Source organism: Hymenobacter sp. BRD128 (assembly GCF_013256625.1).
Classification (GTDB): domain Bacteria; phylum Bacteroidota; class Bacteroidia; order Cytophagales; family Hymenobacteraceae; genus Hymenobacter.
In genome coordinates this window covers 1,408,767-1,434,168 of record NZ_CP053908.1, presented here as the reverse complement: position 1 = coordinate 1,434,168, position 25,402 = coordinate 1,408,767, and the positions used below count along the sequence as shown (strand labels likewise).

Genomic DNA, 25,402 nt, shown 5'->3' with positions numbered 1-25,402 from the left:
AGCCAGGGTGGGAAAATTGCGTAATCAGCACAAGTCGGCCGTGGGCCCGGCCGCCGGGGCTGGCCGCTGCTGGTAAAAGCATTGGCCAGCGGCGGGAGGCAGCCCAAGAACCGAGTCAAAAGTACCTGAAGTCGGGGGGCAGGCTCAGGGGCATTTTCAGCAAAAAGCCGGGGTGAATTTGCTGCCTACTCCCGCAAACGTTTGGGACGGCTGGGGCAGAGATTATTGCTACAACCCTTAGGTACAAGCCGTTGGCTGGCGTAAATTAGCAGGGGTTGTTACTGGCCGGTGGCGGGGTTACACACCAGCGCAGCGCTGCACCGCCTGCCTAAACCGACCCTAGCCCCTGCCCTACTGCGCCGCGCCCGCAGCCCGGGGCCGGTCAAACACGCCGAGGGTCCAGCGGTCGGCCCAGTGCAGGCGGGGCTGGTCGCCCTCGAAGCTGAGCGGCAGCCAGATGTAGCCACCGTCGATGGGATTCTTGGGCGTCCAGCGGTCGGCCATAAAAATGAAGGCGTCCTGCTTGCCGGCCACTGGCAAGAGGTAAGTACTCTGCGAGTGGTAGGTCGAGTCGGCATCGGCGCCGGTGGCGGGGTTATCGAGCTGCCGCCACGGCCCCCAGATGGAGCTAGCCACAAACGAGCGGGCCGCATTGGGCGCCCAGCCGGTGCAGCCCGAGGTGATGAGGTAGTACTTGCCGCCACGCTTGCACAGGGCGGGCGCCTCGTTGTGGCCGGCCGGCGCAATGGTGCTCCACTTACCGGTAAATCCTTGGTAGTCAGCAGTCAGCTCAGCCAGATGCAGCGTCAGGTTTTCCTCCGATGAGGCAATGTGGTAGGCCTTGCCATCGTCGTCGACGAAAATGGTCATGTCGCGGGCCATCTGGCCCTTGTCGAAGTCGCGGCGCACAAACAGGCCCTGGGCCACGGCCGTGCGCCACTCGGGTGTCCACCACTTCAGGGCGGCCTCGCCGGGCTGGGGGTGCTTCCAGGCTTCCTGGAACCCTAGCGGCCACTGGCCGGCATCGGGCCGGAAGGAGTGCACGTATTTATACGGCCCGGCGGGCTTGCTGCTTACGGCCACGGCGGTGCGGGCGGCGGCGTAGCCCTGGCCCTTTAGCTCGAGGTGAAACCACATCACGTACTGGCTGGTCTTTTTGTTGAACACCACTTTGGGCCGCTCCAGCACGCAGCCTTTCTCGATTTCTGAGCCCGAGCCGGCGGGTGCCACGGCCAGGGCAATGCCCTCGTCCTGCCAGTTGTAGAGGTCTTTGGAAGAATAGCAGTGCACGCCCACCTGGGCGCTGTTGCCGGCGGGGCCAGCTATTTTGTGCTCGCCAAAGAGGTAGTAGCGGCCGTGGTCGTAGAGCACGCCCGCGCCGTGGGCGTTGAGGTGGGTGCCGTGGTTGTCGGGCCAGGGCTGGCCGGGCTCGAAGGCGGTGCGCTGCTGCGCCTGGGCAAGGCTAGCCAGCGCCAGCAGCGCACCCAGAAAGGATACTTTTTTCATAATGAAAAGCCTACTTACTAACTGGTTGCAACTCACTCAGGATGGGATGGTCGAGGCTGGCCAGCGTGGCCTGCTGCGGCTTGAGCAGCTCCAGCACCGTCACTTCATTCGGGCCTTTGCGCAGCCATTCGGCGGGCACGTAGACGGTTTGCTGGGGGCCGATGGCCCAGTAGCGCCCCAGGTTGTGGCCGTTTACCCACACCACGCCTTTGCCCCACTGGCGCATATCGAGGTAGGTATCGGCGGGGCTAGCCACCGTGAAGCTGGCCGTGCGCAGCACCGGGCCGCCGGTGGCCGCCGGGGCCGCGCCGGTGCTCTTCGCCACGGCCGGGGCCTGGTCGAAGGGCAGGCCAAACTGCTGCCAGCCGGTGAGCGCCTGGCCGCCCAGCGTCACGCTTTGGGTAATGCCTTTGGTGTTCTGCAACAAGTACTTGCCGTAATTGATACGACCCAGATTTTCGACCAGAATATCGAGCTGCACCGCCTTGCCGGCGGGCAGGGCTAGCCGCAGGCTGTCCTGGCGCAGGCGGCGGTCGAGGGTGCCCACGCGCCGGCCGTTGACCATTACCACCGCGTAGTCGCGCAAGTCGCGGATTTTGAGCAATTTCTCGCCGCCCCCGGCCACGGTGGTGCGGTAGAGCACGAAGCCGTAGGCCTGCTTGAGCTTCTCAAAGGTGAGCGGCTGCGGGCTAGCCACCGGCGCGGGCAGGCGGCCCAGCAGGCTAGCGGTGCGCGTGAGCTGCAGGGCGGGCAGCGCCACGCTGGGCTTGGCGGCGGGCACGGGCGGCAGGGCCGGGGCGCCGGCGGGCCGGTACTTGGCAATGACCTCGCGGAAGGCGCGGAACTTGGCCGTGGCGTTGCCGGCCTCGTCGAGGGGCGCGTCGTAGTCGTAGCTACTCACCTGGGGCTCGTAGTCGGTGGTGGGGCCCTTGTAGTTGGCGCCATTCAGAAAGCCGCGGGTGGTGCCGCCATGAAACATGTACATGTTTATCGAGAGGCCGGCTTTCAGCACCGAGTCGAGCGGCGCAACGTATTGGGCGGCGGGCACGGTGTGGTGAGGGGCGCCCCACCAGTCGAACCACGCCGGGTACCACTCGGCGATGTAGTAGGGCCCTTGGCCATCGTGGTTGGCCTGCACGATTTTACGCACTTCGCGGGGCTTGTCGAGGCCATTGACGGCGGGCAGCAGGCCGGGCAGGTGGCCGGCGGCCACGTCGGGGGCGGGGTCGCAGGTGTAGAGCAGGCCGTCGAAGCCCGCGTTGATGAACAGCTGCTTGTTCTGGGCTAAATATTGCTTATCAGCGCCATACGAGCCGTATTCGTTCTCGACCTGCACCATCAGCACCGGCCCGCCGTGGTTGACTTGCAGCGGGGCCAACTGCTTGCCCACGGCCTGCAGGTAGCGGGTGTAGGCGGCGATGTACTGCGGCTCCTGGCTGCGCACTTTCAGGCCGGGCACATTCTGGAGCCAGTAGGGGTAGCCGCCAAATTCCCACTCGGCGCACACGTAGGGGCTGGGGCGCAAAATCACCCAGAGACCTTCTTCCTGGGCCATCTTCACGAAAGCGGCCACGTCGTTATTGCCCGTGAAGTCGTAGTGGCCCGGCTGGGGCTCGTGCACGTTCCAGAACACGTAGGTACCGATGGTATTCAGGCCCATGGCCTTGGCCATGCGGAGCCGGGCCCGCCAGGCCTCGCGCGGAATGCGCGGGTAATGCAGCTCGCCCGATATCAGCTGCAAAGGCTGGCCATCGAGTAAAAACTGGTTGGGACCCAGCGCGAACGTGTGCGCCGGGGTCGGGGCGGGCGCCGGGCTGCCCAGCAGCAAAGCAGCAGGCAGTAAGCCAAAAAGAAACCGCACGTAGAAGAAATAAAAGGTAGGAAATATCGGGAACGCAGCAGTAGCACCAGCGGCCGGCCGCCCACTGGCCCGCCAGGGGAAAGCCAGAGAAAAGCCAGGAAGACCAGGCAAAACTACCGGCCGCCGGCAGGGGCCGGCGGGGGCATATTCACCAAAAGTGCGGGCCAGACTAGGCGGGGCCAGCGGGGGCGGGCTCAGCCTAGCCCGGGTGGCGGTGGGTACCGATTGCCGCCGTAAATTGGCGGCCTGCCTTCCGCTTGCTATTTTTCTGCTCCCCACCCATGCGTTGTTGTCTAAGACTTTGGCTGTTGCTGTTGCTGTGCTGCCTGGCGGCCGGGCTGGCGTGGCCCGGCTACGCCCAGGATACGGCTCCCAGCGACTTCCGCTTCGAGCACCTTACTGTGGACCAGGGCCTCTCGCACAGCGATGCGATGGCCGTGGCCCAGGACCGCGCCGGCTTTATCTGGGTGGGCACCAACCACGGCCTCGACCGCTACGACGGCTACGAGCTGAAGCAATACTGGCTGCCGATTAACACCAACGGCGTTTCGGGCAACCGAATTAAGGCGCTGCACGCTGCTCCCGATGGCCGCCTCTGGGTGGGCACCGAGCGCAGCGGCCTGGGCCGCTACGACGCGGCCACCGACCGCCTGGTGCTGCTGGCTCACTTGCCCGCCCCGGCGGCAACCCACCCCCTGCTGCAACTGCTGGCTACCCAGAGCGTGACGGCGCTCGCCACCGATGCACAGGGGCACTTGTGGGTGGGCACCATACGGGCCGGCTTGTTTCGGCTGCGCTTCGATGCGCAGGGTGGGCTAGCCGAGCTGCGCCAGGTGCCGGTGGCGGGCCCGCCTAGCGGCGCCCGTCCGGAAATAATCACCCTGGTGCCCGATGCTGAAGGCAATATCTGGGTTGGCACCGGCAATTTTGGCTTGTGCGTGGTGCACCCCGAGGGCCTGGCGGCCGAGCCCACGGCTTTCCAGACCACCGTGCGGGCGCTGCACCTCGACCGGCGCGGCGACCTCTGGATTGGCAGCGACCACCAGGTATTTTGGGTGAGCGCGGCCAACCGGCGCACCGTGCGCGAGCTTACCGCCCACCCGCAGGCCCAAACTTACCCGCAATTACAAGCCCTGCAGCTCGACTCGTTTGGCCGGCTGTGGGTGGGTACTATTTACGGCCTGTATGTGTGGGAAGCCGGGGCCGTGACGGGCACCGCCCCGCCGCTGCGCCCCGCTCCTACCCTGCTGCTGCCCAGAGACGGCGAGCAGTTTGGCATCAACTCGGAGCGGGTGCACCAGATTTTTGAAGACCGCACCCAGGTGATGTGGCTGTGCGCCTCGGCCGGCGGCCTCAACCAGGTCGATTTGCGCCAGAAGCCCTTTGGCCGGCTGCGCCGCCAGCCCGCCGGCCGGGTCGCGCTCCCCAACAGCTACATCAATGCCGTGTATAAGGAAGAGGCCACCAATACGCTGTGGCTAGGCACCCGCAACGGCGTATCGGCCTACGACCTGGTCCGCCAGACGTATCGCAACTACTTGAGCCAGAACGAGGACGGCCTGACCCGCGGCGTCGATGTGTCGGCCATCTGCCAGACCCACAACGGCGCCCTGTGGTTTGGCACCCGGGGCCGGGGGCTGGTGCGCCTCACGCACCAGGGTGGCCACGAGCAGCTCACCACCTACGACCAGCTGCCCGGCGGCCGGCGCCTGCGCAATGCCAGCATCGAGCGCCTGGCGGAGGACCGCTACGGCACGCTCTGGGTCGCCACCTTCGACCAGGGCCTGCTGCGCTTCAGCCTCGACGGCAAGCTGCTGGGCGCGTATGGCAATGAGGGCAACCTGCTGCCTACCAATAACTTCACCTTCCTGCTGGTAGATGCGCAGCGCGACGTGCTCTGGGCCAGCACCACCAATGCCGGCTTGCTGAAGCTGCGCGTGACGCCCGACTCGCTGCGCCTGCTGCGGCAATACCGCTACCAGCCGGGCGCAGCTAACAGCCTGCGCGTGAACTACACCTGGCCGCTGCTGCTCGACCGCCAGCACAACCTCTGGATTGGCACCATCGGCGGCGGGCTGCACCAGCTCAGCACCGATGCCCAGGGCCGCGAAACCGTGCGCAGCTACCAGCACTACCTGCCCGAGAGCGACGCCGAAAGCCTGCTCAGCGACGATGCCGGCAACCTCTGGATTGGGGGCACCGGCCTCTACCGCTTCACGCCCCGCACCCACCAGTACCTGCGCTACGACGTGGCCGACGGCCTGCAAAGCAACGCCTTCAAGATTGGGGCCGCCGCGCGCGGGGCCGATGGCACGCTCTATTTCGGCGGCATCAACGGCATCAGCTATTTTCAGCCTTCGGCCATTCAGCCCAACCCCTACGCGCCGGTGGTGCAGCTTACGGGCCTGCGCATTGCCAACCAGCCGGTGGCGGTGGGCCAGCCGTTCAATGGGCGGGTGGTGCTGGCTAGCCCCTTGTCGCAGCCCCAGACCGTTACGATTAAGCCTTCGGAAAACGACTTTTCGGTGGAGTTTGTGGGCCTGAACTACGCCAACCCGCAGAAAAACCGCTACGCCTACCAGCTCGAAGGCTACAACGACGACTGGGTATACCCGGCGCCCGGCCAGCGCACCGCCAGCTTCGCCAACCTGCCGCCCGGCCACTACACCCTGCGCGTGAAGGCCAGCAACGGCGAGGGCGTGTGGTCGGCCCGACCCGCTAGCATGGCCTTCGACGTACTGGCGCCATGGTATAAAACCGGCTGGGCTTACCTGCTATATGTCAGCGTATTGGCAGGTGGCATTATACTCTATCGACGCTTCGAGATAACCCAGCAGGAATTGAAAAATAAGCTCGTGCTGGAGCAGTTTCAGACCGAGAAAGAGAAGGAACTGACCGGCCTCAAGCTGGGCTTTTTCACCAACGTGAGCCACGAGCTGCGTACCCCCCTCACCCTCATCCTCGGGCCGATGGAGGACATCATGCGCAGCCCCGGCCCGGTAGCCGACCTGCGCGGCAAGGTGCGCCTCATGCACCAACAGGCCCGCAAGCTGCTGGATTTGGTTAATCAACTGCTTGATTTTCGAAAGGTTGAGAGCGGCCACGTGCCGCTGCGCGCCAGCCCTGGCGATGCCGGGCACTTCCTCAGCGGGCTCTACGCGGTGTTTCAACTCAAGGCCCAAGAGCGCGGCGTAGACTACGTGCTCGATGTGCCCACCGAGCCGGTGCGGCTCTATTTCGACCGCAGCAAGCTGGAGATTATTCTGACCAACCTGCTGGCCAATGCCTTTAAGTACGTGCGCGACCGGGGCCGGGTCGAGCTAAGCGCCACTATCATCGGTAACGCCGGCGGCGAGGCGGTGTACCAGCATGGGCAGCTGACCGGCAACTACCTCAAAATCAACGTAAGTGACACCGGAATTGGTATTCAGCCCGCCGAGCTGGACCGCATTTTTGACCCCTACTACCAGGCCTCGCACACCAATACGCTGCGCATGGGCGGCACGGGCATCGGGCTGGCGCTGGCCCGGCAGTTTGCCCAGCGCCACGGCGGCCAGCTCGGGGTGGTGAGCGCGCCGGGCGTGGGCACCACCTTCGAGCTGCGCCTGCCCTTCGGCCAGCAGCACCTGCAGCCCGAAGACATTCAGCCCGAAGAAGTTGACACCGAACTCGGGGCTAGCCCGGCCGCCGACGAGCTGCTGGCGCTGGCCGCCCTCGAGGCGGAAGCAGTCCCGGCTAGCCCCGCCCCCGCTGGCCCGCCGCGCCTGCTGGTGGTGGAAGACAACGACGAGGTGCGCCAGTACCTGCGCCAGATTTTTGAGGCCGACTACGAGGTGCTGACTGCCGAAGACGGCCTAGCGGGCTGGACTGCGGCCCTAACCCAGCTGCCCGACCTCATTATTTCGGACGTGATGATGCCGCGCTCCGATGGCCTGGAGCTGTGCCAGCGCCTCAAGCAGCACCCCAAAACGGCCCATATTCCGGTGCTGCTGCTCACGGCCCGCACGGCCGAAACCCACGAGCTGGAGGGCCTGGGCATGGGCGCCGACGACTACCTGAGCAAGCCCTTCAACCCGGCCCGGCTGCAAGCCAAGGCCGAGGGCCTGCTGCGCAACCGGCGCAAGCTGCACGAGTTTTACCAGCGCCACATCCTGCTGCAGCCCACCGAAATAGTAGTGGCCGACGCCGACCGCGAGTTCTTGGAGCAGGCCATGGGCGTGGTCGAAAAACACCTCGGCGACTCGGAATTTAGCGTGCAGGTGCTGGTGCGCGAGATGGCCATGAGCCAGTCGGTTTTTTACCGCCGCATTAAGAGCATCACGGGCCAAACGGCGGTCGAGTTTATCCGCGACGTGCGCCTCAAGCGCGCCGCCCAGCTGCTGGCCCAAACCACGCTGCGCGTCTCGGAAGTAGCCTTCGAAGTGGGCATTGAGGATGCCAAGTATTTCCGCAAAGCGTTTCAAAAAATATACAACTGCACGCCCTCCGACTACGCCCGGCAGCACCGGGCTAGCCCCGCCGCCAGCGAGGCGCGGGTGCTGGATGGCTAGCCACCAACGCTCAGGACCCGTGAACTAGCGACTATTACTCAATTAGTTGCCTATTATCTGCGAAGCTGAGGCTAGCCGAGGCGTGAAAAAAGCCCCGTTATTCTGCGGAAATGCCCCCGGCCCAAACTGGCTGGTCGTGCTACTATTGCGGTCGTATTGTAGCGGCTGGCCGGCGTGGCGCAGCCTTCATTTCCCACCCTTCTCTGGTATGCTCCGCTCTTTCCGGACTACGTGGCTGCTCGGCGGCCTGCTGCTGGCGGCCGGCTTCGGCCCCGCCGTGCGCGCCCAAACTGCCCCGGCCGACGCCGCTTATTTCAAGCCCAAATTCATCAAGGCCCAGCTGCTGAAAACCACCCGCTGGCAGCTGGCCCACCCCCGCCACAAGGTAACGGACTGGACCAACGGCGCCTTCTACTCGGGCGTGTTTGCCGCCTACCAGACTACCAAGTCCAAGCTCATCCTGGACTCGCTGATGGCGATGGGCAACCGCACGCAGTGGCAGCCCGACAAGCGCTACGACCACGCCGACGACATCGTTATCTGCCAGACCTACCTTAACCTCTACCGGCTCAAAAAGGACCGCCGCATGCTAGCGCCCACCCTAGCGGTGGTGGAGAAGCTGCGCACCGTGCCCGGCCCCGAGGTGGCGGGCCACGGCATCACGTGGTGGTGGTGCGATGCCTTGTTTATGGGTCCGCCCGTGCTCGTGAAGCTGGGGATGATTGAAAACCAGCCGCAGCTGCTCACCTTCAGCGACACGCTGTATCAGCAGACATACAAGCGCCTCTTCAACCACCAGCAGCACCTTTTTTCGCGCGATGCCTCTTACTTGCTGAATGCCCAGGGTGAGGGCAAAAAGGAAAGCAATGGCCAGCCCATTTTCTGGAGCCGGGGCAATGGCTGGGTGATGGGCGGCCTGGTGCAAATTCTGCAAGAGCTGCCCGCTAGCCATCCCACGCGGCCTTTTTACGTCAACCTCTACAAGGAAATGAGTGCCCGGCTCATTCAGTTGCAGCAGCCCGATGGGCTGTGGCGCTCCAGTCTGCTCGACCCCGGCGCCTACCCCGGCGGCGAGGCCTCGGGCTCGGGCTTCGACTGCTACGCCATGGCCTGGGGCATCAACCAGGGCATCCTGGACAAAGCCACCTACCTGCCAGTAGTGCAGCGGGCCTGGGTAGCCCTGAACAAGTGCGTATCGGACGAAGGCCGCGTGGGCTGGGTGCAGCCCATCGGCGCCGACCCGCGCCGCGACTTCTCGGCCGATAGCTGGGAGGTGTACGGCACCGGCGCCTACCTGCTGGCCGGCTCCGAAGTCATCAAGCTCAAGCCCTAAGCGCGCATGAACCGCCGCAATTTCGTGGGCCGCGCGGCTACCGGCTTATCGGCTCTGGCGGTGCCGGCCAGCGGCTGGGCCGCGGCTAGCCCGCCCGAGGCGGCGCACTCGTCCGCTCGCCCGACCAACGACCGCGCCTACTGGCTAGCCACCCTGCTGCGCGTAGTCGAGTCGGTGCTCACCAATGCCGCCGCCGGTCGCCTGAAAGCCACCATGCCCGTTGAGGCCGCGCCCGGCCAGCAAGAAGGCCGCCGCGCCGTGACGCACCTCGAAGCCCTGGGCCGCACCCTCACCGGGCTAGCCCCCTGGCTCGAGCTAAAAGACGTGCCGGCCGACGAAGCCGCCCGCCAGCAGCGCGCCGCCGAGCAGGCCCGCCAGGCCATCGCCCACGCCGTTAGTCCGCAGGATGCTGACTTCCTGAATTTTAATCAAGGCGGACAGCCGGTGGTCGATGCCGCTTTTCTGGCCCACGCGCTGCTGCGGGCCCCTAGCCATCTTTGGGAAAAGCTGCCCGCCGCCGCCCAAACGCAGCTGGTACAGGCGCTGCAAAGCACCCGCGTTATCAAGCCAGTGTATAGCAACTGGCTCTTGTTCAGCGCCATCATCGAGGCGGCACTACTGAAATTCACGGGTAGCGGCGACCTCATGCGTATGGACTACGCTATTCGGGAGCACCAAACCTGGTATAAGGGCGATGGCACCTACGGCGATGGGCCTGATTTTCACTGGGATTACTATAACAGCTACGTCATTCAACCCATGCTGCTCGATGTAGTGGGCACGCTGGTAGCTGCCGGCAAAGAGCGCCCCGAACTGCTCGAAACCCTGCGCACCCGCGCCCGCCGCTACGCCGCCGTGCAGGAGCGGCTGGTGGCGCCCGATGGCTCGTTTGCCGCCTTCGGCCGCTCGCTAGCCTACCGCTGCGGGGCATTTCAGCACTTGGCGCAGTGCGCGTTGCAGGGCCTGCTGCCCGAGGCGCTGCCGGCCGGGCAGGCGCGCGGCGCGCTCACGGCCGTCATCCGGCGCACGCTGGAGGCGCCGGGCACCTTTGATGCGCAGGGCTGGCTGCAAATTGGCCTCTGCGGCCACCAGCCGGGCATCGGCGAAACCTACATTTCGACGGGCAGCCTCTATCTGTGCACCACGGCGTTTTTGCCGCTGGGCCTGCCGGCCACGCACGCCTTTTGGGCTAGCCCGGCGCAAGACTGGACTGCCCGCCGCATCTGGTCGGGGCAAGACGTGCATACCGACCACGCCCTCTAATTCAATTAGTTACTTTTTTGCATGCAGCTTTCTTCGTTTGATTTAACCGGCCGGCTAGCCCTCGTGACGGGTGCCAACCGCGGCATTGGTCAGGGCATCGCCCTGGGCTTGGCCGAAGCCGGCGCCGACATCATTGGCGTATCGGCCAGCCTGGCGGCCGATGGCGGCGACACCGGCCGCCAGGTGCAAGCCCTGGGCCGGCAGTTTCACGCCTACCAGGCCGATTTCAGCCAGCGCCCCAGCGCCGACGCCTTCACCCAGCAAGTGCTGGCCGACTTTGAGCGCATTGATATTCTGGTCAACAACGCCGGCATCATTCGCCGCGCGCCGGCCGCCGAGCACTCTGATGCAGATTGGGATGACGTGCTGAGCGTGAACCTCGACGCGCCCTTCCGGCTAGCCCGCGCCGTGGGCGGGCGCATGCTGCAGCAGGGCGGCGGCAAAATCATCTTCACGGCCTCGCTGCTCACTTTTCAGGGCGGCATCAACGTGCCGGGCTACGCGGCCAGCAAGGGCGCCATCGGCTCCTTGGTGAAGGCGCTGGCCAACGAGTGGGCCGGCCGCGGGGTGCACGTGAACGCCATCGCCCCCGGTTACATCGCCACCGACAATACCAACGCCCTGCGCCAGGATGCCGACCGCTCGGCCAGCATCCTTTCGCGCATCCCGGCCGGCCGCTGGGGCGAGCCCGCCGACTTCAAAGGACCCGCCGTGTTCCTGGCCTCCCCCGCCAGCGACTACGTGCACGGCACCATCCTCACTGTGGACGGTGGCTGGATGGGCCGCTAAACCAGTAGCGCGAAGCGCTGGCTTCGCGCTACCTCCTCTTCCTTATTTGCTTCCTACATTATGACCCAACGTTTTGCCATCGGCCCGCGCGAAACCGCTCGCCTCGACACGGCTGGCCTGCGCCAGCATTTTCTGCTTGAGAATATCTTTACGCCCGGCGCCATCGAGCTGACCTACACGCACTACGACCGCATGCTGGTGGGCGGCGCCATGCCTACCGAGGTCCCGCTAGCCCTGTCCTGCCCCGAGAGCCTCAAGGCCAGTTACTTTCTGGAGCGCCGCGAGCTGGGCGCCCTCAACGTGGGCGGCGCGGGCGAAATCGTAGTCGATGGCACGACCTACGCGCTCGGCTCGCAGGACTGCCTCTACGTAGGGCGCGGCAGCCAGCAGGTCGCGTTTCGCAGCCTCGACGCGGCGAGCCCGGCCAAGTTCTACCTGCTCTCAGCGCCGGCCCACAAGGAGTACCCCACCACGCGCCGCACCCAGGCCGAGGCTACGCCGGTGGAAATGGGCGCGCTGGAAACGGCCAACCAGCGTACCATCTACAAGTACATTTTCAGCGAAGGCATTGCCAGCTGCCAGCTCGTGATGGGCCTGACGCAGCTCAAGCCGGGCTCGGTCTGGAACACCATGCCTTCGCACGTGCACGACCGGCGCATGGAGGCTTACCTCTACTTCAACCTGCCCGCTGGCCAGCGCGTGCTACATCTGCTGGGCGAGCCCAGCGAGACGCGCCCGCTGTGGGTCAGCAACGAGCAGGCCATCCTCTCGCCGCCCTGGTCCATTCACACCGGCTGCGGCACCAGCGCCTACGCCTTCATCTGGGGCATGGCCGGCGAAAACCTCGAATACACCGACATGAACGCCGTGGCCCTCGCCGACCTCCGCTAGCCTGCTTTACTCATGAAACCGCTCCTGTTTGCCCTGCCCCTGGCGGCGCTCGGGCTTGGTGCCGCCCTGGCGCCCGCCCCCACCGCCACCATCACCGTGCGTAACAAGCTGAGGCTGGCGCGCCAGTCCGAAACCATCAGCCTGCCGCTGGCGCAGCTGCCGGCGGCCGTGCGCCAGCTGGCGCCGGCTAGCCTGCGGGTGCGCGAGGCTAAGGCTAATAAACTACTGGTTAGCCAATTGATGGACAACAACGGCGACGGCAAGCCCGACGAACTGCTGTTTCAAACCGAGGTGCCGGCCGGCGCCACGCTGGCCTTCACGGTGGCGGCCAGTGGCGAGCCCGTACCCGCTAGCCCCCTCACCACCTTCGCCCGCTTCGTGCCCGAGCGCACCGACGACTTTGCCTGGGAAAACGACCGCGTAGCCTTCCGCACCTACGGCCCCAATGCCCAGGAGCTCTACGACAAAAAAGACCCCGCCGGTACCCTTAGCAGCGGCATAGACTGCTGGCTGAAGCGCGTGAGCTACCCCATTATCGACAAGTGGTATGGCCGCCACGTGCACGAAAAGCCCTTTGCCTATCACACCGACACCGGCGAGGGCTACGACCCCTACCACGTGGGCAGCAGCCGCGGCGTGGGCGGCACCGGCGTTCTGGTGGGTGATAAGCTGTACACGTCACGCAACTTCGCTAGCTATAAAGTGCTGGCTACCGGGCCCATCCGCACCGTGTTTGAGCTGACCTACGCGCCCTGGGAGGCCAATGGGCGGCAGGTAACGGAGAAGAAAATCATCAGCCTCGACCTGGGCTCGAACCTGACCCGCTACGAGGAGCAGATTGCGGCCGACAAGCCCCTGCCCAACTGCACCATCGGCCTGACCCTGCACGAAGCCAAGGGCGACGTGAAGGCCGACCGCCCCGCCGGCTGGTGCCGCTACTGGGAGAAAATCGACGACTCGTACCTGGGCACCGGCGTAGTAGTGGCCCCGAGCTACGTGCTTGACTACCAAGACCACCGCAGCGCCGAAAAAGACCAGAGCCAGCTATATATGGTGACCAAGCCGCAGCAGGGCACCGTTATCTTCTACGCCGGTTTTGGCTGGCAGAAGAGCGGGCAGTTTGCCTCAGCTGCCGCCTGGGACGCCTACCTGGCCGAGTTTGCGCAGCGCCTGGCCTCGCCGCTGGTCGTGACCTGGAAATAGGCTAGCCCTGGTTTTTGGCGGGCATTTGCCGGGTTCCTATCAAAACCACCCGATAGCTGTTTTCTTTGCGGGCGCGGAGCCTGTTGTTCCGCCTTTTTTACTTATGGCAAATTCCACCCTTACCGGCCTGCGCGCCGGCGTGCTGCACGGCGACGAAGTGCAGGCCCTCTTTCAACACGCCAAAACCCACGGCTACGCCCTGCCCGCCGTGAACGTGACCGGCACCGACACCGTGAACGGCGTGCTTGAAGCCGCCCGCGACCTCAACTCGCCGGTTATTATTCAGTTCTCGAACGGCGGCGCGCAGTTTTTTGCCGGCAAGGGGCTAGCCAACGACAAGCAGCAAGCCAGCATCGCGGGCGGCATTTCGGGTGCCCACCACGTGCACCTGATGGCCGAAGCCTACGGCGTGCCCGTGATTTTGCACACCGACCATGCCGCCAAAAAGCTGCTGCCTTGGATTGATGGTCTGCTCGACGCCGGTGAGAAATACTATGCCGAGCACGGCCAGCCGCTGTTCAGCTCGCACATGCTCGACTTGTCGGAGGAGCCGATTGAGGAGAACATCCACATTTGCAAAGAATACCTGGCCCGGATGGCCAAAATCGGCATGACGCTCGAAATCGAGCTGGGCGTGACCGGCGGCGAGGAAGACGGCGTAGACAACTCCGACGTGGACTCGTCAAAGCTCTACACCCAGCCCGAGGAAGTGGCCTACGCCTACGAGCAGCTGAGCGAAATCAGCCCCCGCTTTACCATTGCGGCGGCTTTTGGCAACGTGCATGGCGTGTACAAGCCCGGCAACGTGAAGCTGCAGCCCAAGATTTTGCACAACTCGCAGGAGCACCTGCGCCAGAAGCACAGCATCGAAGCCGCGCTGCCCATCGACTTCGTTTTCCACGGCGGCTCGGGCTCGTCGCAGGAGGAAATCCGCGAAGCCATCGGCTACGGCGCCATCAAGATGAACATTGACACCGACCTGCAGTGGGCGTTCTGGGAAGGCATCAAGAACTACTACGTGAAAAACGAGGGCTACCTGCAAAGCCAGATTGGCAACCCCAGCGGCCCCGACTCGCCCAACAAGAAGTACTACGACCCCCGCGTGTGGCTGCGCGAAGGCGAAAAAACGTTCGTGGCGCGCCTCAAGGCGGCCTTCGAAGACCTGAACGCCGTGAACCGCCGGCCCTAGCCCGCCGCCCCATAACCTTCGCCCCCCGGCTAGCCGTATAGCGCCCACACCTTGTATTGTTTCTGATTATGACAAAGACACTTTTCTCCGCGGTAGCCCTCGGCCTGCTGGCCGCTACTACGGTACTGGCGCAGACGACTCCCACCACGGTTACCAAAGATGGCGGCGATAAAACCATTACGACGGCCGACGGCATGACCGTAAAAACCAAAGTAGCCAGCGATGGCAAAATGAAGGTTAAGGGCAAAGACGACGCCGGCAACAGCATGAAAGCTACCACCAAGCCCCGCAAGGGCGATATGAAAATGGATGGTGACGATATGAAAATGCATCACAAAGGCATGCACCGCAAAGGCATGATGAAGGACAGCGCCGCTATGCGCTCGTCGTCGGGCATGTAACTGCGGGCACTTGCCTTTATTGAAAAGGCCTGGCTTTCGCTTGAAAGCCAGGCCTTTTGCGTGTTTGCGGGGCTGGCTATTCGCGCACCACGCGCTGCACCAAGCTGGTGCCTACTACACGCACTATGTACAACCCGCGGGATAAGCTAGCCAGGTCCAGCTCACCACCACCGCTAGGCAGCCCCGCCGAACTCACGGTTTGCCCCAGGGCATCGAGTACCTGCACCGTGGCCGGCCCCAGGCTGGCGGGTAAGGCCACGTGCAGGCGGCCAGTGGTTGGGTTAGGATAAAGCTGCCACGTGCCCCCCGCCGCCACGGGCACGGCAGCCAGCGGTTGCTGGTAGGCCGCCGTAGCGGCCTTAGCCGCCGCCTGCAGCTCGGCCAGCGTGGGTGCCACCAGCACGGCAAAGGCCACCGTGGCCGAGTCGCCGGGGGCTAGCCGGGGCACCAGGGTGCTGACCACCTGCGACACATCGGAGCCCTGCGCATCGGTGCCGGCCTGGCGGTGCGCCCGGCCGAAGCCATCGCGCAGGGCCAGGTATTTTTCGGCCGGACTAAAGCCATCGCCGAGGTAGATGGGCGTACCTACCGGTGCGGCATTGTCGATGGAGTAGATGCCCGTCGGGCGCGGCCCCAGCACCTGCACCCCAGCGTAGAAGCGCGGGGCCAAGGGGTCGTAGCAGTAGCCCATGCGGCTGACTGAGTCCCAGCGGGCCACGTTGCGGGCGGCCTCACCGGGCAGGTCCCAGTCGGCAAACAGGCCGGCGTAGAGGGGTTTCAGGGTATCGGCGGTGAGGTTGCGCAGCGAATAATCAAGCAGAATTACGTTGCGCCGGGCGGCCGGGCTAGCCCAGCTCTGGCCGCGCTGGCGCACGCGCACGCCCACCGAGCGGGGCAGCTTGGCATCGGGCAGCGAGTCGCGAAACACTCCGCGCGCCTCCTGGTCGGCGCGGGGGCCGGGGGCTAGCCGCCGCACCTGGGCCAGCGTAAAAAATGACTGCCGCACCGTGCCGGGGCTAGCCCGCAGGTGGTCGGCCACGCGGGTGGGCGAAGTAGCCAGCAGCAGTCCCCCTTCGCTGAGCAGCGGCGTGCTGCCCCGGTAGCTCAGGCCCCGGCCCACGGCGGCCGTGGGGTCGTCGTAAGCGAGATTGCCCCGGCTGGTCAAGCTCAGGCTGATATTGCCGGCATCAAGCTGCACGTAGTCAGGATTAAGCAGCACATCTACGTATTGGTCTGACACATAACCGTTATCACCTACCAGGTGGTAGTTCAGGGTGGCCGTAGTATTGAGCGGTACCGTGCCCGCTACCGCTAGTCGAAAAGGTGCGGCGTCGTTGCTGGCCTCGTTCAGCGTAGCAAGATTACCAGCCGCAAACGTACCCCGGCGCACGGTGAGGTAAGGCGACAACGAGCGCAGCGTCACGGTAAGGCCCCCGACGGGCAGCAGCAGGTTGCGCACCGTAGTGGCTAGCCGGATGGTATCGCCGGGCGCGTAGCCGGCCGGCTGCACCGGGCTGAATGCGCTACGCACCACCCGCGCCTCACGCTGACTGAGCCCGGCCACGGCCCGGGCAATATTAAGGCGGCCGGTGCCCAGGTAGCCCTGGTAATTGCCATTGGCCGCTAAGGCATAGATGCTGGCATCGGCGGTGCGGCGCAGCTGAGCCATCACCTGCTCGGCCGTGAGCTGCGGAAAGCGTGCCCGCACCAGTGCCGCCGCGCCCGCTACCTGCGGCGCCGCAAAAGAGGTGCCCGAGCCGTGCCAGTAGTCGGTATCGGGCGGGCCGGCGGCGGTGGTCGTGGGCCGGCCATACGCAATAGCAATATTGACGCCCGGTGCCACTAGGTCGATGCGCCGGCTGTAGGTAGCAAAGCTGGCCTTGCTATCGGTAGCATCGGTGGCCGACACCGACAGCACGTGGTCGTAGGAAGCGGGGTAAAACAGGATGTCGCCGGACGTGTTGCCGGCGGCGGCCACCAGCACGGCATCGCGGTTCACGGCGGCGTAGGTGCACACATCCTGCTCGAAGCGCGAGTAGCCCCCTGCTCCACCCCACGACATATTGATAACCCGGCAGCCGTGGTCGGCCGCGTACACAATGGCCTCATAGCCCGCAAACGAGCCCGTAGGCGTACCCGGAAACACCTGCAGGGGCAAAAATTTACTCTTAAACCCCACCCCGGCTAGCCCCTTGCCGTTATCGGCCTGGCCGGCCACAATGCTCGACGCCTGCGTACCATGCCCGGTGTAGGCCTCGTACATGGGGTCATTGTTGTTGTTCGAAAAGTCCCAGCCCCGGAAATTGTCTACGTAGCCGTCGCCATCATCGTCCTTACCATTGATAGGGTCGGCATAATTGTACTTTACCTGATGCAGCAACTCCTCGTGGGTGTACCGGATGCCGGTATCCGTCATGCCAATCACGATGCTCGTATCGCCCTTCGTAAAATCCCAGGCGCGGTAGGCCTGCGTCAGGCGCAAATGGTACTGATTATTGGCGGCCGTCGAGTCGGCCAACGGGTCGTTAGGCTGGTACTGCGGCTCGCGGATGTAAAGTGGCTCGACATATTCTACCACGCCGGTAGCCAGCAACTGAGCGCGCGCTTTGGCCAGCGCAAGGCTAGCCGGCACGGTTAGCTCGTATACCTGGCGCAGGTTTACACTACCGGGCCGCTCGGTGTTAGGTAGCTGGCTAAGAGGGAATTTCTGCGTAATACTGGTAGCGTGCAGCGCGGCTAGCGCGGGGCGCAACGCGCCGAGACCCGCCGCCGCCGAACCCGCCTCGGCGTGTAGCTTCAGCACCAGCCGGCCCGGAACAGTGGGCGGCCCCGCGAGCCCCGGCAGGGCCAGCAGCCAGCAAACAAACCCGAGTAACGTATAAAATAATCTCATGCTCAAGAACACCTCAAATAGGACTACGGGTAAATATACGACCACCGCCCGCCCTACTTACGCAAAGAAGCGGCTTCTTGCGCGCGCAAAGCGCTCCTTTTTTGCGATTCAGTAAATTACTCGTATTTGTACCTCTCCGCCCCGCGCACTGTTTGGAATTTTTACGGGTCACGCGCCTTTGCGGCAGCCAGTACGGATTGCGGCGGCAATGCAAGTGTACTTTGCAACCCATGCCCTCAGTGGGGTGGGCAAAAGTATACTCACTCCGTACCGTGGCAGGTGGGTAGCTAGGGTGTTTTCAGTGGCAAACAAGACGGCGCTACCCCGTCGCAAACACAGCATTTTTATCTGGAGTCAAGCTAAATCCGCAGCCAAAGCTAGCCTTGGTAGCTGGCCGGTTTACACCACTGCTACCCACTCAACTGCTAGCCAACAGCCCCAATAAGCGCCTGATAGTGAATGAGTACGCGCTAGCCATGCGTAGCTACCCCCAGTGCGCCACGCTGGCCGGCAGGCCGGCCTCGCGGGCCAGCGGCGCGGCCCCCGAGGCAAACAGCCCTGCCAGCACGGCATTGGCGTCAGCGGCTAGCCCCAGGTGGTAGTCGGGGTGCAGCTTCTCGGCTTGCTTCACAGCTTCTTGGGCACGGCGCACCAGATGCTGCAGCAGCGGCTGCGTGGGGCCGTGCAGCCGCGCCACCAGCCCCGGCTGATGGGCAAACACATTGGCCAGCAGCCGCAAGCTCAACTCGACTTCGCCAAAGGCATCTTCCGTAATGCGGGCGTGGTAGGCTAGCCGCGCCTGCAATTGGCGCAGGATAACCAGCAGGTCGTTAGGCGTTTGGTGATAGCCGCGCACGGGGTCATCTACCTGCTGGCGCAGGGCGGCGCGGCGGGCTTCGAGGGCATCGGGGCCTTCGAGCAGGCGGTAGGCTAGCTGTTCGGTCAGCACGGCATCCTGGGCTACGAGGCGGGCTAGCAGCTGGTCTTTTTCCTTTTGCGGCAGGTCAAAAAGGGCGCGGCGGAGGGCGGGCGGCAGGGCAGGCAAAGATTGTAGAGCTAATAGCTTATCAAAGGTTCATGCGGCGAGTTTACCACATAAAGCGTCATTGCATTATGGCGAGCGTCAACCCAATAATTTTTGTGGTCGCGCCAGACACGTAAGGTATGCAGCACCGCCACGAAGCCGGCCTAGCTTGCCCGCTGCCCGAATCTACTGCGCCCTCCCGTTTCGGGGCAGTTGCCACTACCTATACCTAAGGTATGCAGGTATTGCCGCGTATTATCGAGCCTAATAAAATTTTTTATTCCAATACTCGTCAAATTTATTGCTTACCAGCGCCGCGTCTTACCTAACTCACTGTTGTATAGAATATTAATCTCTGCGAAAAGGGCGACTGTTGTAATTGGCCTTAGGGGCGGTATAGTCAGCTGAATAATACCGCCTGAACTCTTTCTTCGTGTAGCGGCCACTGAATACCTGATGAGCTACGTATTTCAAACTTCGGCATTGGGCTGTTGCAAAAACTCAGCAACAGCAAAAACCACGGAGCCATTCACCACGAGGATAACCTATGTCTCATTGGGAAACGGCGGAGCGGAAGCATGACCTACTTGATAAGGGCTAGCCTCAAACTGCACAAAAAAGCCCGCAGCCGGGAAGGCTACGGGCTTTTCTCAACTGGCGAGCCAGTTTATTTATCATCGCCTTCGGCCGTCAGGGTTTTGCCCTGGTGCTGGGTTTCGGGCAAGGTATAGCTAGCCTCGCTGGGGCGCGCCAGCTCGTCGGGCACGTTTTCGGAGGATGCGGCCATCGGCGCCTGCATATCCGAGCGCATCGAGTCATCCATCATATCAGCCATTTGCTGGCCGCTATTGTCGTCGAATACTTGGCCGGCCGTTTCGCGGTCGAGAAAGCTGTCCGACTCCTTTTCGGTTTCGGTGCGCGCGGTGGTCTTGTTGTCGTCGGCCGACGATTTACCGTTGAGGTCGTTGCCGGGGGCAGTTTGCGGAATGGAAGCCATAATGCGCTAATCTTTAGAATGTTCCTTGTCGTTATTTTCCTGCCAGGTAGCTTTCTGCTTGCCACCGGCGTAGCGCGGGTCGTCGTCTGACCAAGCGGCGCGCTGCGCGTCGGTATCGGCGTGCTGGGCGGAGCGCACGGCGGCGGGGTCTTGGTTTTGGGTTACGTGACCGCGCTGGTCGGTGGGATTAACGGGAGCCTTTGCGGCATCCTCGGGGTCACGTATCTCACTGAATTCGTCGGGGTTATCATTTGAGCCATCACGGCCCCGGCCAGCGGAAGCAGCCGCCGCAACTACTTCGGGCTTGCCAAAGTCACCGTAGACCGGTGTGCCGGCTTCGGCCTGGGTGGCGGATTCATTGGGGTTGAGATGAGCTTCCTCGGCGCGTTGGCGCTGGCCGATGGGCAGTTGGTCGTTATCTTCGGCAGAGGCAGAACCAGGATTCATTGGGAAGGAGGAAAGAAGTTCGGGGGTCGCCGGTAGCCCGGCGTCGGGGGTGTTTACTGTAGTTTGCGGGTTCGCGTTGCTGCCGACGCGCTATTAGCGCCGTATTTTTCGCCGCGCCTACGTACACCAGGCAGCCACTCCGGCTTTGCACCTCCTTTCTTACCCGCATGACTATTCACCACAACGCTGCTAACCAAGAATTTACCGTCGGCGCGGCCGACCAGCAAGCCGAGCTGGCCTACTCGCTGCCCGCCGCCGGGGTCATCGATTTTGTGCACACCTACGTGCCCGAAAACCAGCGCGGCCAGGGCGTGGCCGACGAGCTGGCCAAAACTGGCTTGGCTTACGCCCGCCAGCAGCACCTGAAGGTGCGCACCAGCTGCCCCTTCATGGCCGACTATGTACAGCAGCACCATAAAGAGTACGCCGACCTGCTAGCCAGCTAGTTAGTGAGCGGGCTCAGCGTTCAATAGGTCGAGCTGCCAGGCCAGTTCTTCTGCCCGAATAGGGTAAGGCTGGTCGTGGCGAATGGCCTGATAAACAGCTTCGAACAAGCTCATATAGCTAGCTGGCGCGGCCTCCTCGGCCACGGGCGGCAGCAGCTGGCTGGGGTCGGCCGGGTTGGCCAGGGTCAGGCGGCCTTCCTGGCCGGGCTGCTCGCGGCCGTAGGCGGGGTCGGTAGGCTTGATACCGGCCAGCAGCTGGGGTTCCTGGGGGTCGGTGCGGTCTTTCTTGTAGCTGCCCCGCGTGCCGTGCAGGATAAACGCCGGGCCAGGGTCGGCCACGAGCAGGCTCGACGTTACCCACACGTGCAGGCCTTCTGGGTAGCGCAGACGAAACGCAAAAAAATCATCAACCCGCGAGCCAGCGCGGTAGCAGCCGGTTGTTTTTTCGAACGACAACGGCTTGCCAAACAGCGCTATAGCCTGGTCGAGCAGGTGCGGCCCCAGGTCGTAGAGCACGCCCGAGCCGGGGCGGCCATCTTCCTTAAATACTTTGGTATGCAGCACCGGCCGGTAGCGGTCGAAGCGAAAATGCACCTCGATAAGCTGGCCTAGCCGGCCGCTTTCCACTACCCGGCGCACCGCCCCAAAATCGGTGTCCCAGCGGCGGTTCTGGTAGCCTAGCAGCAGGCGGCCCTGCTGCCGGGCCAGAGCGCATAGCTCTTGCCACTGGGCCACGGTAGTCGCCACGGGCTTCTCGACCAGCACGTGCCGGCCGGCCAGCAGGGCCTGCCGCGCGAGGTCGTAGTGCGTATCGTTGGGCGTATTCACCACCACTAGCTCGATGGCAGGGTCGGCCAGCAGGGCCTCGGTGCTGGGGTAGCTGATAATTGCGGGGTAGTCGGCAATCATGCGCTGCTGGGTGCGCTCGACCACCGCGCGCAGCGCAAAGCCGGAATGCGCGGCCAGAAACGGCGCGTGAAAAAGCTTGCCCGACATGCCGTAGGCCAGCAAGCCAGCACCGATGGGTGCGTCAGAGGAAGGAGTCATGCCCAAAAGTAGGGGGTGGTGGGGCTAAGCAGTAGCAGTTTCAAGCGCGGCGGGCACTGCCACGGCGGCGCGCAGCGGCTCGGCTAGCCTGATGACGCACACGCCCGGCGCCCGCAGCCAACTCGCCCGCGCCAGCTGCCCCAGCCTGATAGTGCCGGTGAGGTAATTGCCACGCTGCGCCGAGCGAAACTCCTCGTGCACGGCCGTGAAATCGGCCCGGTCGGGCGCACCGCCAGCTTCGTCAAACGTCACGAGCACGTCGAGTTCGGCCGCGTCGGGCGTGAGGGCTAGGTGAGCGTTCTGGTGAATTTTCTTGTAGCCGTAGCGGTAGCCGTAGGTGAGCGCCGAAAGGTCGCTGAGCACCGCCGAGGCCGTGGGGAACGCCCCCGCCCCGCGCCCCAGAAAAAACTGCCGGTCGGCAAAGCCGCTCTGGGTGATGAGGCCATTAAACTCGTCGTGTACCTGCGCCAGCTCGTGGCCGGGGCGCACCAGCGTGGGTAGCACGGCCGCCGCCAATCCGCCGCCCGGCAACCGCCGCGCCTCGGCTACCAGCTTGATTATCAGACCCTGCTCACGGGCGTAGGCCGTGGCTAGCCCGCTGATATTTGTGATGCCCACGGCCAGCAAATCGGTGGGTGCTACCACCGCGCCGAAGGCGTGGGCCAGCAGCAGCACCAGCTTGTTGCGGGCGTCGATGCCTTCCACATCGAGGGCGGGGTTGCTTTCGGCAAAACCCAGCTCCTGGGCCCTAGCCAGGGCCGCGGCGTAGGGCTGGGCGTCGCGGTGCATGGCCGTGAGGATGTAATTGGTCGAGCCGTTCACGATGCCCTCCACCGATTCGAGCAGGTCGGTATCGTAATATTCTTCCAGGTTGCGGATGACCGGCAGGCTGGCGCAGGCCGCCGACTCGTAGAGCAGCGGCGTACCGGTAGTCTGCTGAATCTCAATCAGCTCGGGCAGGTGCTCGGCCAGCATCTTCTTGTTGGCCGTTACCACGGCTTTGCCGCGCAGCAGCGCCTCTTTCACAATCAGGTATGCTTCGTCGGCATCGTCAATCAGCTCCACTATCACCGTGAGACCAGGGTCGCTCAGCAGGTCGTTTTTATCGAAGGTGAACAGTTCGGCCGGCAGCGAGCGGACTTTATCCCGGCTTTTAACGGCGATGCGGCCAATGCGGGCGCGCAGGCCCGGCGTGCGCTCCAGCACGGCGTGCAGGCCCTGGCCCACCACGCCAAAGCCAAAAAGACCAATGTTGAGGTCGGTACGAGTCATGTAAAAAGAGAGAAATAGAACGGTTGAAACGCGCGCCGCCTACCCTACTCTCATCCAAAACTCCTTACCGGAAGAGCCCAAAAAAAGCCCTTCCGACAAGTCAGAAGAGCCACGCGGCCGCTAGGGTCCGCCTCACCTCTCATAACTTATCTGCTTCCGAAACTTGGCCGGGGCCGCGTTTCGAAACAGGAATTAGCACCTTCGCATTGCTGCTGGTTGCTAAGGCATCGCCGGGCCTGTCCCTCCGCCTTTCTGGATAAGAGCCCCGGTGCCGGAGCGTGCCGCAAAGGTAAGGCCGGGAATGTCGCTTCTCCCAACTACGGGGCGCGGTGCCGGTAGCCAGCGCCATACGGCACCAACTCACTTCCACCACGAAACCTTGCGTTGTATATCTTATAATACAACGCCTTGGCTTGTTTGCTGTTGCTATTTTAACCAAGATTTTTTCCTGGGTACCAGTCTGCGAACCTAGGTTGCGTCTAAACTGAGCTTCAGACCATCAGCGTGCTAACTGCCGGGGCTAAAAGTTTATTTAGAATAAGTAAAAACATCGAAAGCTCACGGGGAGCCGTAGGGTTTGGAATCAGCCAAAAACGCTGGCTGCCGCTGCGCTGGCCGGCTTTATTTCCTTTTCCACTCTCCTGCCCTATGAGTGCACACTTCATTCAAGAGCCCCTTGATAAAGCGGCGCCGCGCGTGGTGCCCGCCCAGGCCGTAACGCTCAACGTCAACGGCGAAGACCACACCATCCAGCTTGCGCCCTGGACCAGCCTGCTCGACGCCCTGCGCGAGTACCTGGACCTGGCCGGCACCAAAAAAGGCTGCGACCACGGCCAGTGCGGCGCTTGCACCGTCCTCGTTGATGGCAAGCGCATTAACTCGTGCCTGGCCCTGGCCACGGTGTACCAGGGCAAGAAAATTCAGACCATTGAGGGCCTGGGTACGGAAGACAACCTCTCGCCGCTCCAGCAAGCGTTTGTCAACCACGACGCTTTCCAGTGCGGCTACTGCACGCCGGGGCAGATTTGCTCGGCGCAGGGCCTCATCAACGAGGGCCGCTGCAAGACCGAAGACGAGGTGCGCGAGCACATGAGTGGCAACCTCTGCCGGTGCGGCGCCTACACCAACATCCTGTCGGCCGTGATGGAAGTACTGCACGACGGCCAGGTAGTGGTCGATAACGGCACGCTGGTAACCATTCCGGCCCAGCCCACCAAATCCAGCTCCGCTAGCTAAGTAATTCGCTATGAATAGTTTCACTCTTATCCAGGCCACGGCCGCCGACGAGGCCGTGCGCGACCTGACCAGCCACGATGGCGCGGCCTACCTGGGCGGCGGCACCAACCTCGTGGACTTGATGAAGTACAACCTTGAGCGGCCGACCCACCTCACCAGCCTGGGTTTGCTGCCGCTCACCGACATCACGAGCCTGCCCGACGGCGGCCTGCGCCTGGGCGCCCTAGCCACCAACGCCGACACTGCCTGGCACCCCGAGGTAGAAAAACGCTACCCACTGCTGAGCCAGTCCATCCTGGCCGGGGCTACGCCGCAGCTGCGCAACGCCGCCACCAACGGCGGCAACCTCAACCAGCGCACCCGCTGCTACTACTTCTACGACCTCGCCGCGCCCTGCAACAAGCGCGAGCCCGGCACGGGCTGCTCGGCCCTCACCGGCCCCAACCGCGTGTGCGGCGTGCTGGGCACCAGCGAAAGCTGCATCGCCACCAATCCTTCGGATATGTGCGTGGCCCTAGCCGCCCTCGAAGCCACGGTGCGCGTGCAAGGCCCCGATGGCGAGCGCACCATCAAGTTCGACGACTACCACCGCCTGCCGGGCGATAAGCCCGAAAAGGACAACACCTTGCAACCCGGCGAGTTGGTAACGGCCATCGACCTACCCGAGGAAGGCTACGCCGACCACTTCACTTACCTCAAGCTGCGCGACCGTAGCAGCTACGCCTTTGCGCTGGTGAGCGTAGCGGTAGGCTTGAAGATGAACGGCAACGTCATCGAAAAAGCCCGCTTTGCCCTGGGCGGCGTGGCCCACAAGCCCTGGCGCGACCAAGAGGCCGAGCAGCTGCTGGAAGGCCAAACGACCTCGCCCGACTTGTTCCGCCAAGTGGCCGCCAAGGTGTTTGCCGATGCCAAGGGCTACGGCGAAGGCTCGCTGCACAACTCGTTTAAGCTTGAGCTAGGCAAGCGTGCCATCGTGCGGGCGCTCAAACAGGCTACCGAGATGAGCCAGGTCGTGAACCCGAACGTGTTTTTGAATTCTAATCCGTAAGCTAGT

19 protein-coding genes and 1 riboswitch are annotated in these 25,402 nt (G+C 63.7%); of the genes, 11 read left to right on the top strand and 8 right to left on the bottom strand.

Features of this window, described 5'->3' with window-relative positions; translation table 11 throughout:
• Positions 1-351: 351 nt before the first annotated feature.
• Positions 352-1,506, bottom strand: a complete 1,155-nt coding sequence (locus tag GKZ68_RS06420; RefSeq protein WP_173112167.1) for a glycoside hydrolase family 43 protein — start codon at positions 1,504-1,506, stop codon at positions 352-354.
• A 10-nt stretch (positions 1,507-1,516) separates the two neighbouring features.
• The gene (locus GKZ68_RS06415; protein WP_217275323.1) at positions 1,517-3,367 is read right to left on the bottom strand and encodes a beta-galactosidase; all 1,851 of its coding nucleotides are present in this window, start codon (positions 3,365-3,367) and stop codon (positions 1,517-1,519) included.
• Between the two features lie 308 nt (positions 3,368-3,675).
• Between GKZ68_RS06415 and GKZ68_RS06410 the strand changes: the two genes are divergently transcribed.
• The 8 genes from GKZ68_RS06410 to GKZ68_RS06375 all read left to right on the top strand — a co-directional run bounded on the left by GKZ68_RS06410 (position 3,676) and on the right by GKZ68_RS06375 (position 14,986).
• Entirely contained in the window at positions 3,676-7,917 is a 4,242-nt protein-coding gene (locus tag GKZ68_RS06410; protein ID WP_173112164.1) for a hybrid sensor histidine kinase/response regulator transcription factor, read from the top strand.
• Between the two features lie 208 nt (positions 7,918-8,125).
• Positions 8,126-9,250 (top strand): glycoside hydrolase family 105 protein, encoded by a 1,125-nt coding sequence (locus GKZ68_RS06405; RefSeq protein WP_173112161.1) that lies wholly within the window; start codon positions 8,126-8,128, stop codon positions 9,248-9,250.
• A gap of 6 nt (positions 9,251-9,256) precedes the next feature.
• Positions 9,257-10,513 (top strand): DUF2264 domain-containing protein, encoded by a 1,257-nt coding sequence (locus tag GKZ68_RS06400; RefSeq protein ID WP_173112158.1) that lies wholly within the window; start codon positions 9,257-9,259, stop codon positions 10,511-10,513.
• 21 nt (positions 10,514-10,534) lie between these two features.
• Positions 10,535-11,302, top strand: coding sequence for a 2-dehydro-3-deoxy-D-gluconate 5-dehydrogenase KduD (gene kduD / locus GKZ68_RS06395; RefSeq protein ID WP_173112155.1), 768 nt, complete (start codon positions 10,535-10,537; stop codon positions 11,300-11,302).
• 60 nt (positions 11,303-11,362) lie between these two features.
• Entirely contained in the window at positions 11,363-12,193 is an 831-nt protein-coding gene (kduI, locus tag GKZ68_RS06390) for a 5-dehydro-4-deoxy-D-glucuronate isomerase (protein ID WP_173112152.1), read from the top strand.
• A gap of 12 nt (positions 12,194-12,205) precedes the next feature.
• Entirely contained in the window at positions 12,206-13,396 is a 1,191-nt protein-coding gene (locus tag GKZ68_RS06385) for a DUF4861 domain-containing protein (protein ID WP_173112149.1), read from the top strand.
• A gap of 103 nt (positions 13,397-13,499) precedes the next feature.
• Positions 13,500-14,585 carry a class II fructose-bisphosphate aldolase gene (fbaA, locus tag GKZ68_RS06380; RefSeq protein WP_173112146.1) on the top strand — a complete coding sequence of 362 codons (1,086 nt, stop codon included), beginning with the start codon at positions 13,500-13,502 and terminating at the stop codon, positions 14,583-14,585.
• Between the two features lie 68 nt (positions 14,586-14,653).
• Positions 14,654-14,986 (top strand): hypothetical protein, encoded by a 333-nt coding sequence (locus tag GKZ68_RS06375; protein ID WP_173112143.1) that lies wholly within the window; start codon positions 14,654-14,656, stop codon positions 14,984-14,986.
• A gap of 76 nt (positions 14,987-15,062) precedes the next feature.
• Here the strand turns inward: GKZ68_RS06375 and GKZ68_RS06370 are convergent, their stop codons facing one another.
• From GKZ68_RS06370 to GKZ68_RS06355, 4 genes are all read right to left on the bottom strand, one after another.
• The gene (locus GKZ68_RS06370; protein WP_173112140.1) at positions 15,063-17,879 is read right to left on the bottom strand and encodes a S8 family peptidase; all 2,817 of its coding nucleotides are present in this window, start codon (positions 17,877-17,879) and stop codon (positions 15,063-15,065) included.
• A gap of 484 nt (positions 17,880-18,363) precedes the next feature.
• Positions 18,364-18,924, bottom strand: a complete 561-nt coding sequence (locus GKZ68_RS06365; protein WP_173112137.1) for a hypothetical protein — start codon at positions 18,922-18,924, stop codon at positions 18,364-18,366.
• Positions 18,925-19,570: 646 nt separating this feature from the next.
• On the bottom strand, positions 19,571-19,900 hold the full coding sequence (locus GKZ68_RS06360; protein WP_173112134.1) for a hypothetical protein: 330 nt from the start codon (positions 19,898-19,900) through the stop codon (positions 19,571-19,573).
• 6 nt (positions 19,901-19,906) lie between these two features.
• On the bottom strand, positions 19,907-20,347 hold the full coding sequence (locus GKZ68_RS06355; RefSeq protein WP_173112131.1) for a hypothetical protein: 441 nt from the start codon (positions 20,345-20,347) through the stop codon (positions 19,907-19,909).
• A 167-nt stretch (positions 20,348-20,514) separates the two neighbouring features.
• Here GKZ68_RS06355 and GKZ68_RS06350 point away from each other — a divergent pair, with 167 nt between their 5' ends.
• A complete protein-coding gene (locus tag GKZ68_RS06350; protein ID WP_173112128.1) occupies positions 20,515-20,793 on the top strand; it encodes a GNAT family N-acetyltransferase in 279 nt (92 codons plus the stop codon).
• Here the strand turns inward: GKZ68_RS06350 and GKZ68_RS06345 are convergent, their stop codons facing one another.
• Positions 20,794-21,840, bottom strand: coding sequence for a Gfo/Idh/MocA family oxidoreductase (locus GKZ68_RS06345; RefSeq protein ID WP_173112125.1), 1,047 nt, complete (start codon positions 21,838-21,840; stop codon positions 20,794-20,796).
• Positions 21,841-21,864: 24 nt separating this feature from the next.
• The gene (locus tag GKZ68_RS06340; RefSeq protein WP_173112122.1) at positions 21,865-23,112 is read right to left on the bottom strand and encodes a homoserine dehydrogenase; all 1,248 of its coding nucleotides are present in this window, start codon (positions 23,110-23,112) and stop codon (positions 21,865-21,867) included.
• A 143-nt stretch (positions 23,113-23,255) separates the two neighbouring features.
• Positions 23,256-23,375: riboswitch (SAM riboswitch) on the bottom strand.
• A 385-nt stretch (positions 23,376-23,760) separates the two neighbouring features.
• Here GKZ68_RS06340 and GKZ68_RS06335 point away from each other — a divergent pair.
• Both GKZ68_RS06335 and GKZ68_RS06330 read left to right on the top strand, forming a co-directional pair.
• Positions 23,761-24,348 (top strand): (2Fe-2S)-binding protein, encoded by a 588-nt coding sequence (locus GKZ68_RS06335; RefSeq protein ID WP_173112118.1) that lies wholly within the window; start codon positions 23,761-23,763, stop codon positions 24,346-24,348.
• Between the two features lie 10 nt (positions 24,349-24,358).
• The gene (locus tag GKZ68_RS06330; RefSeq protein WP_173112115.1) at positions 24,359-25,396 is read left to right on the top strand and encodes a xanthine dehydrogenase family protein subunit M; all 1,038 of its coding nucleotides are present in this window, start codon (positions 24,359-24,361) and stop codon (positions 25,394-25,396) included.
• Positions 25,397-25,402: the final 6 nt, after the last annotated feature.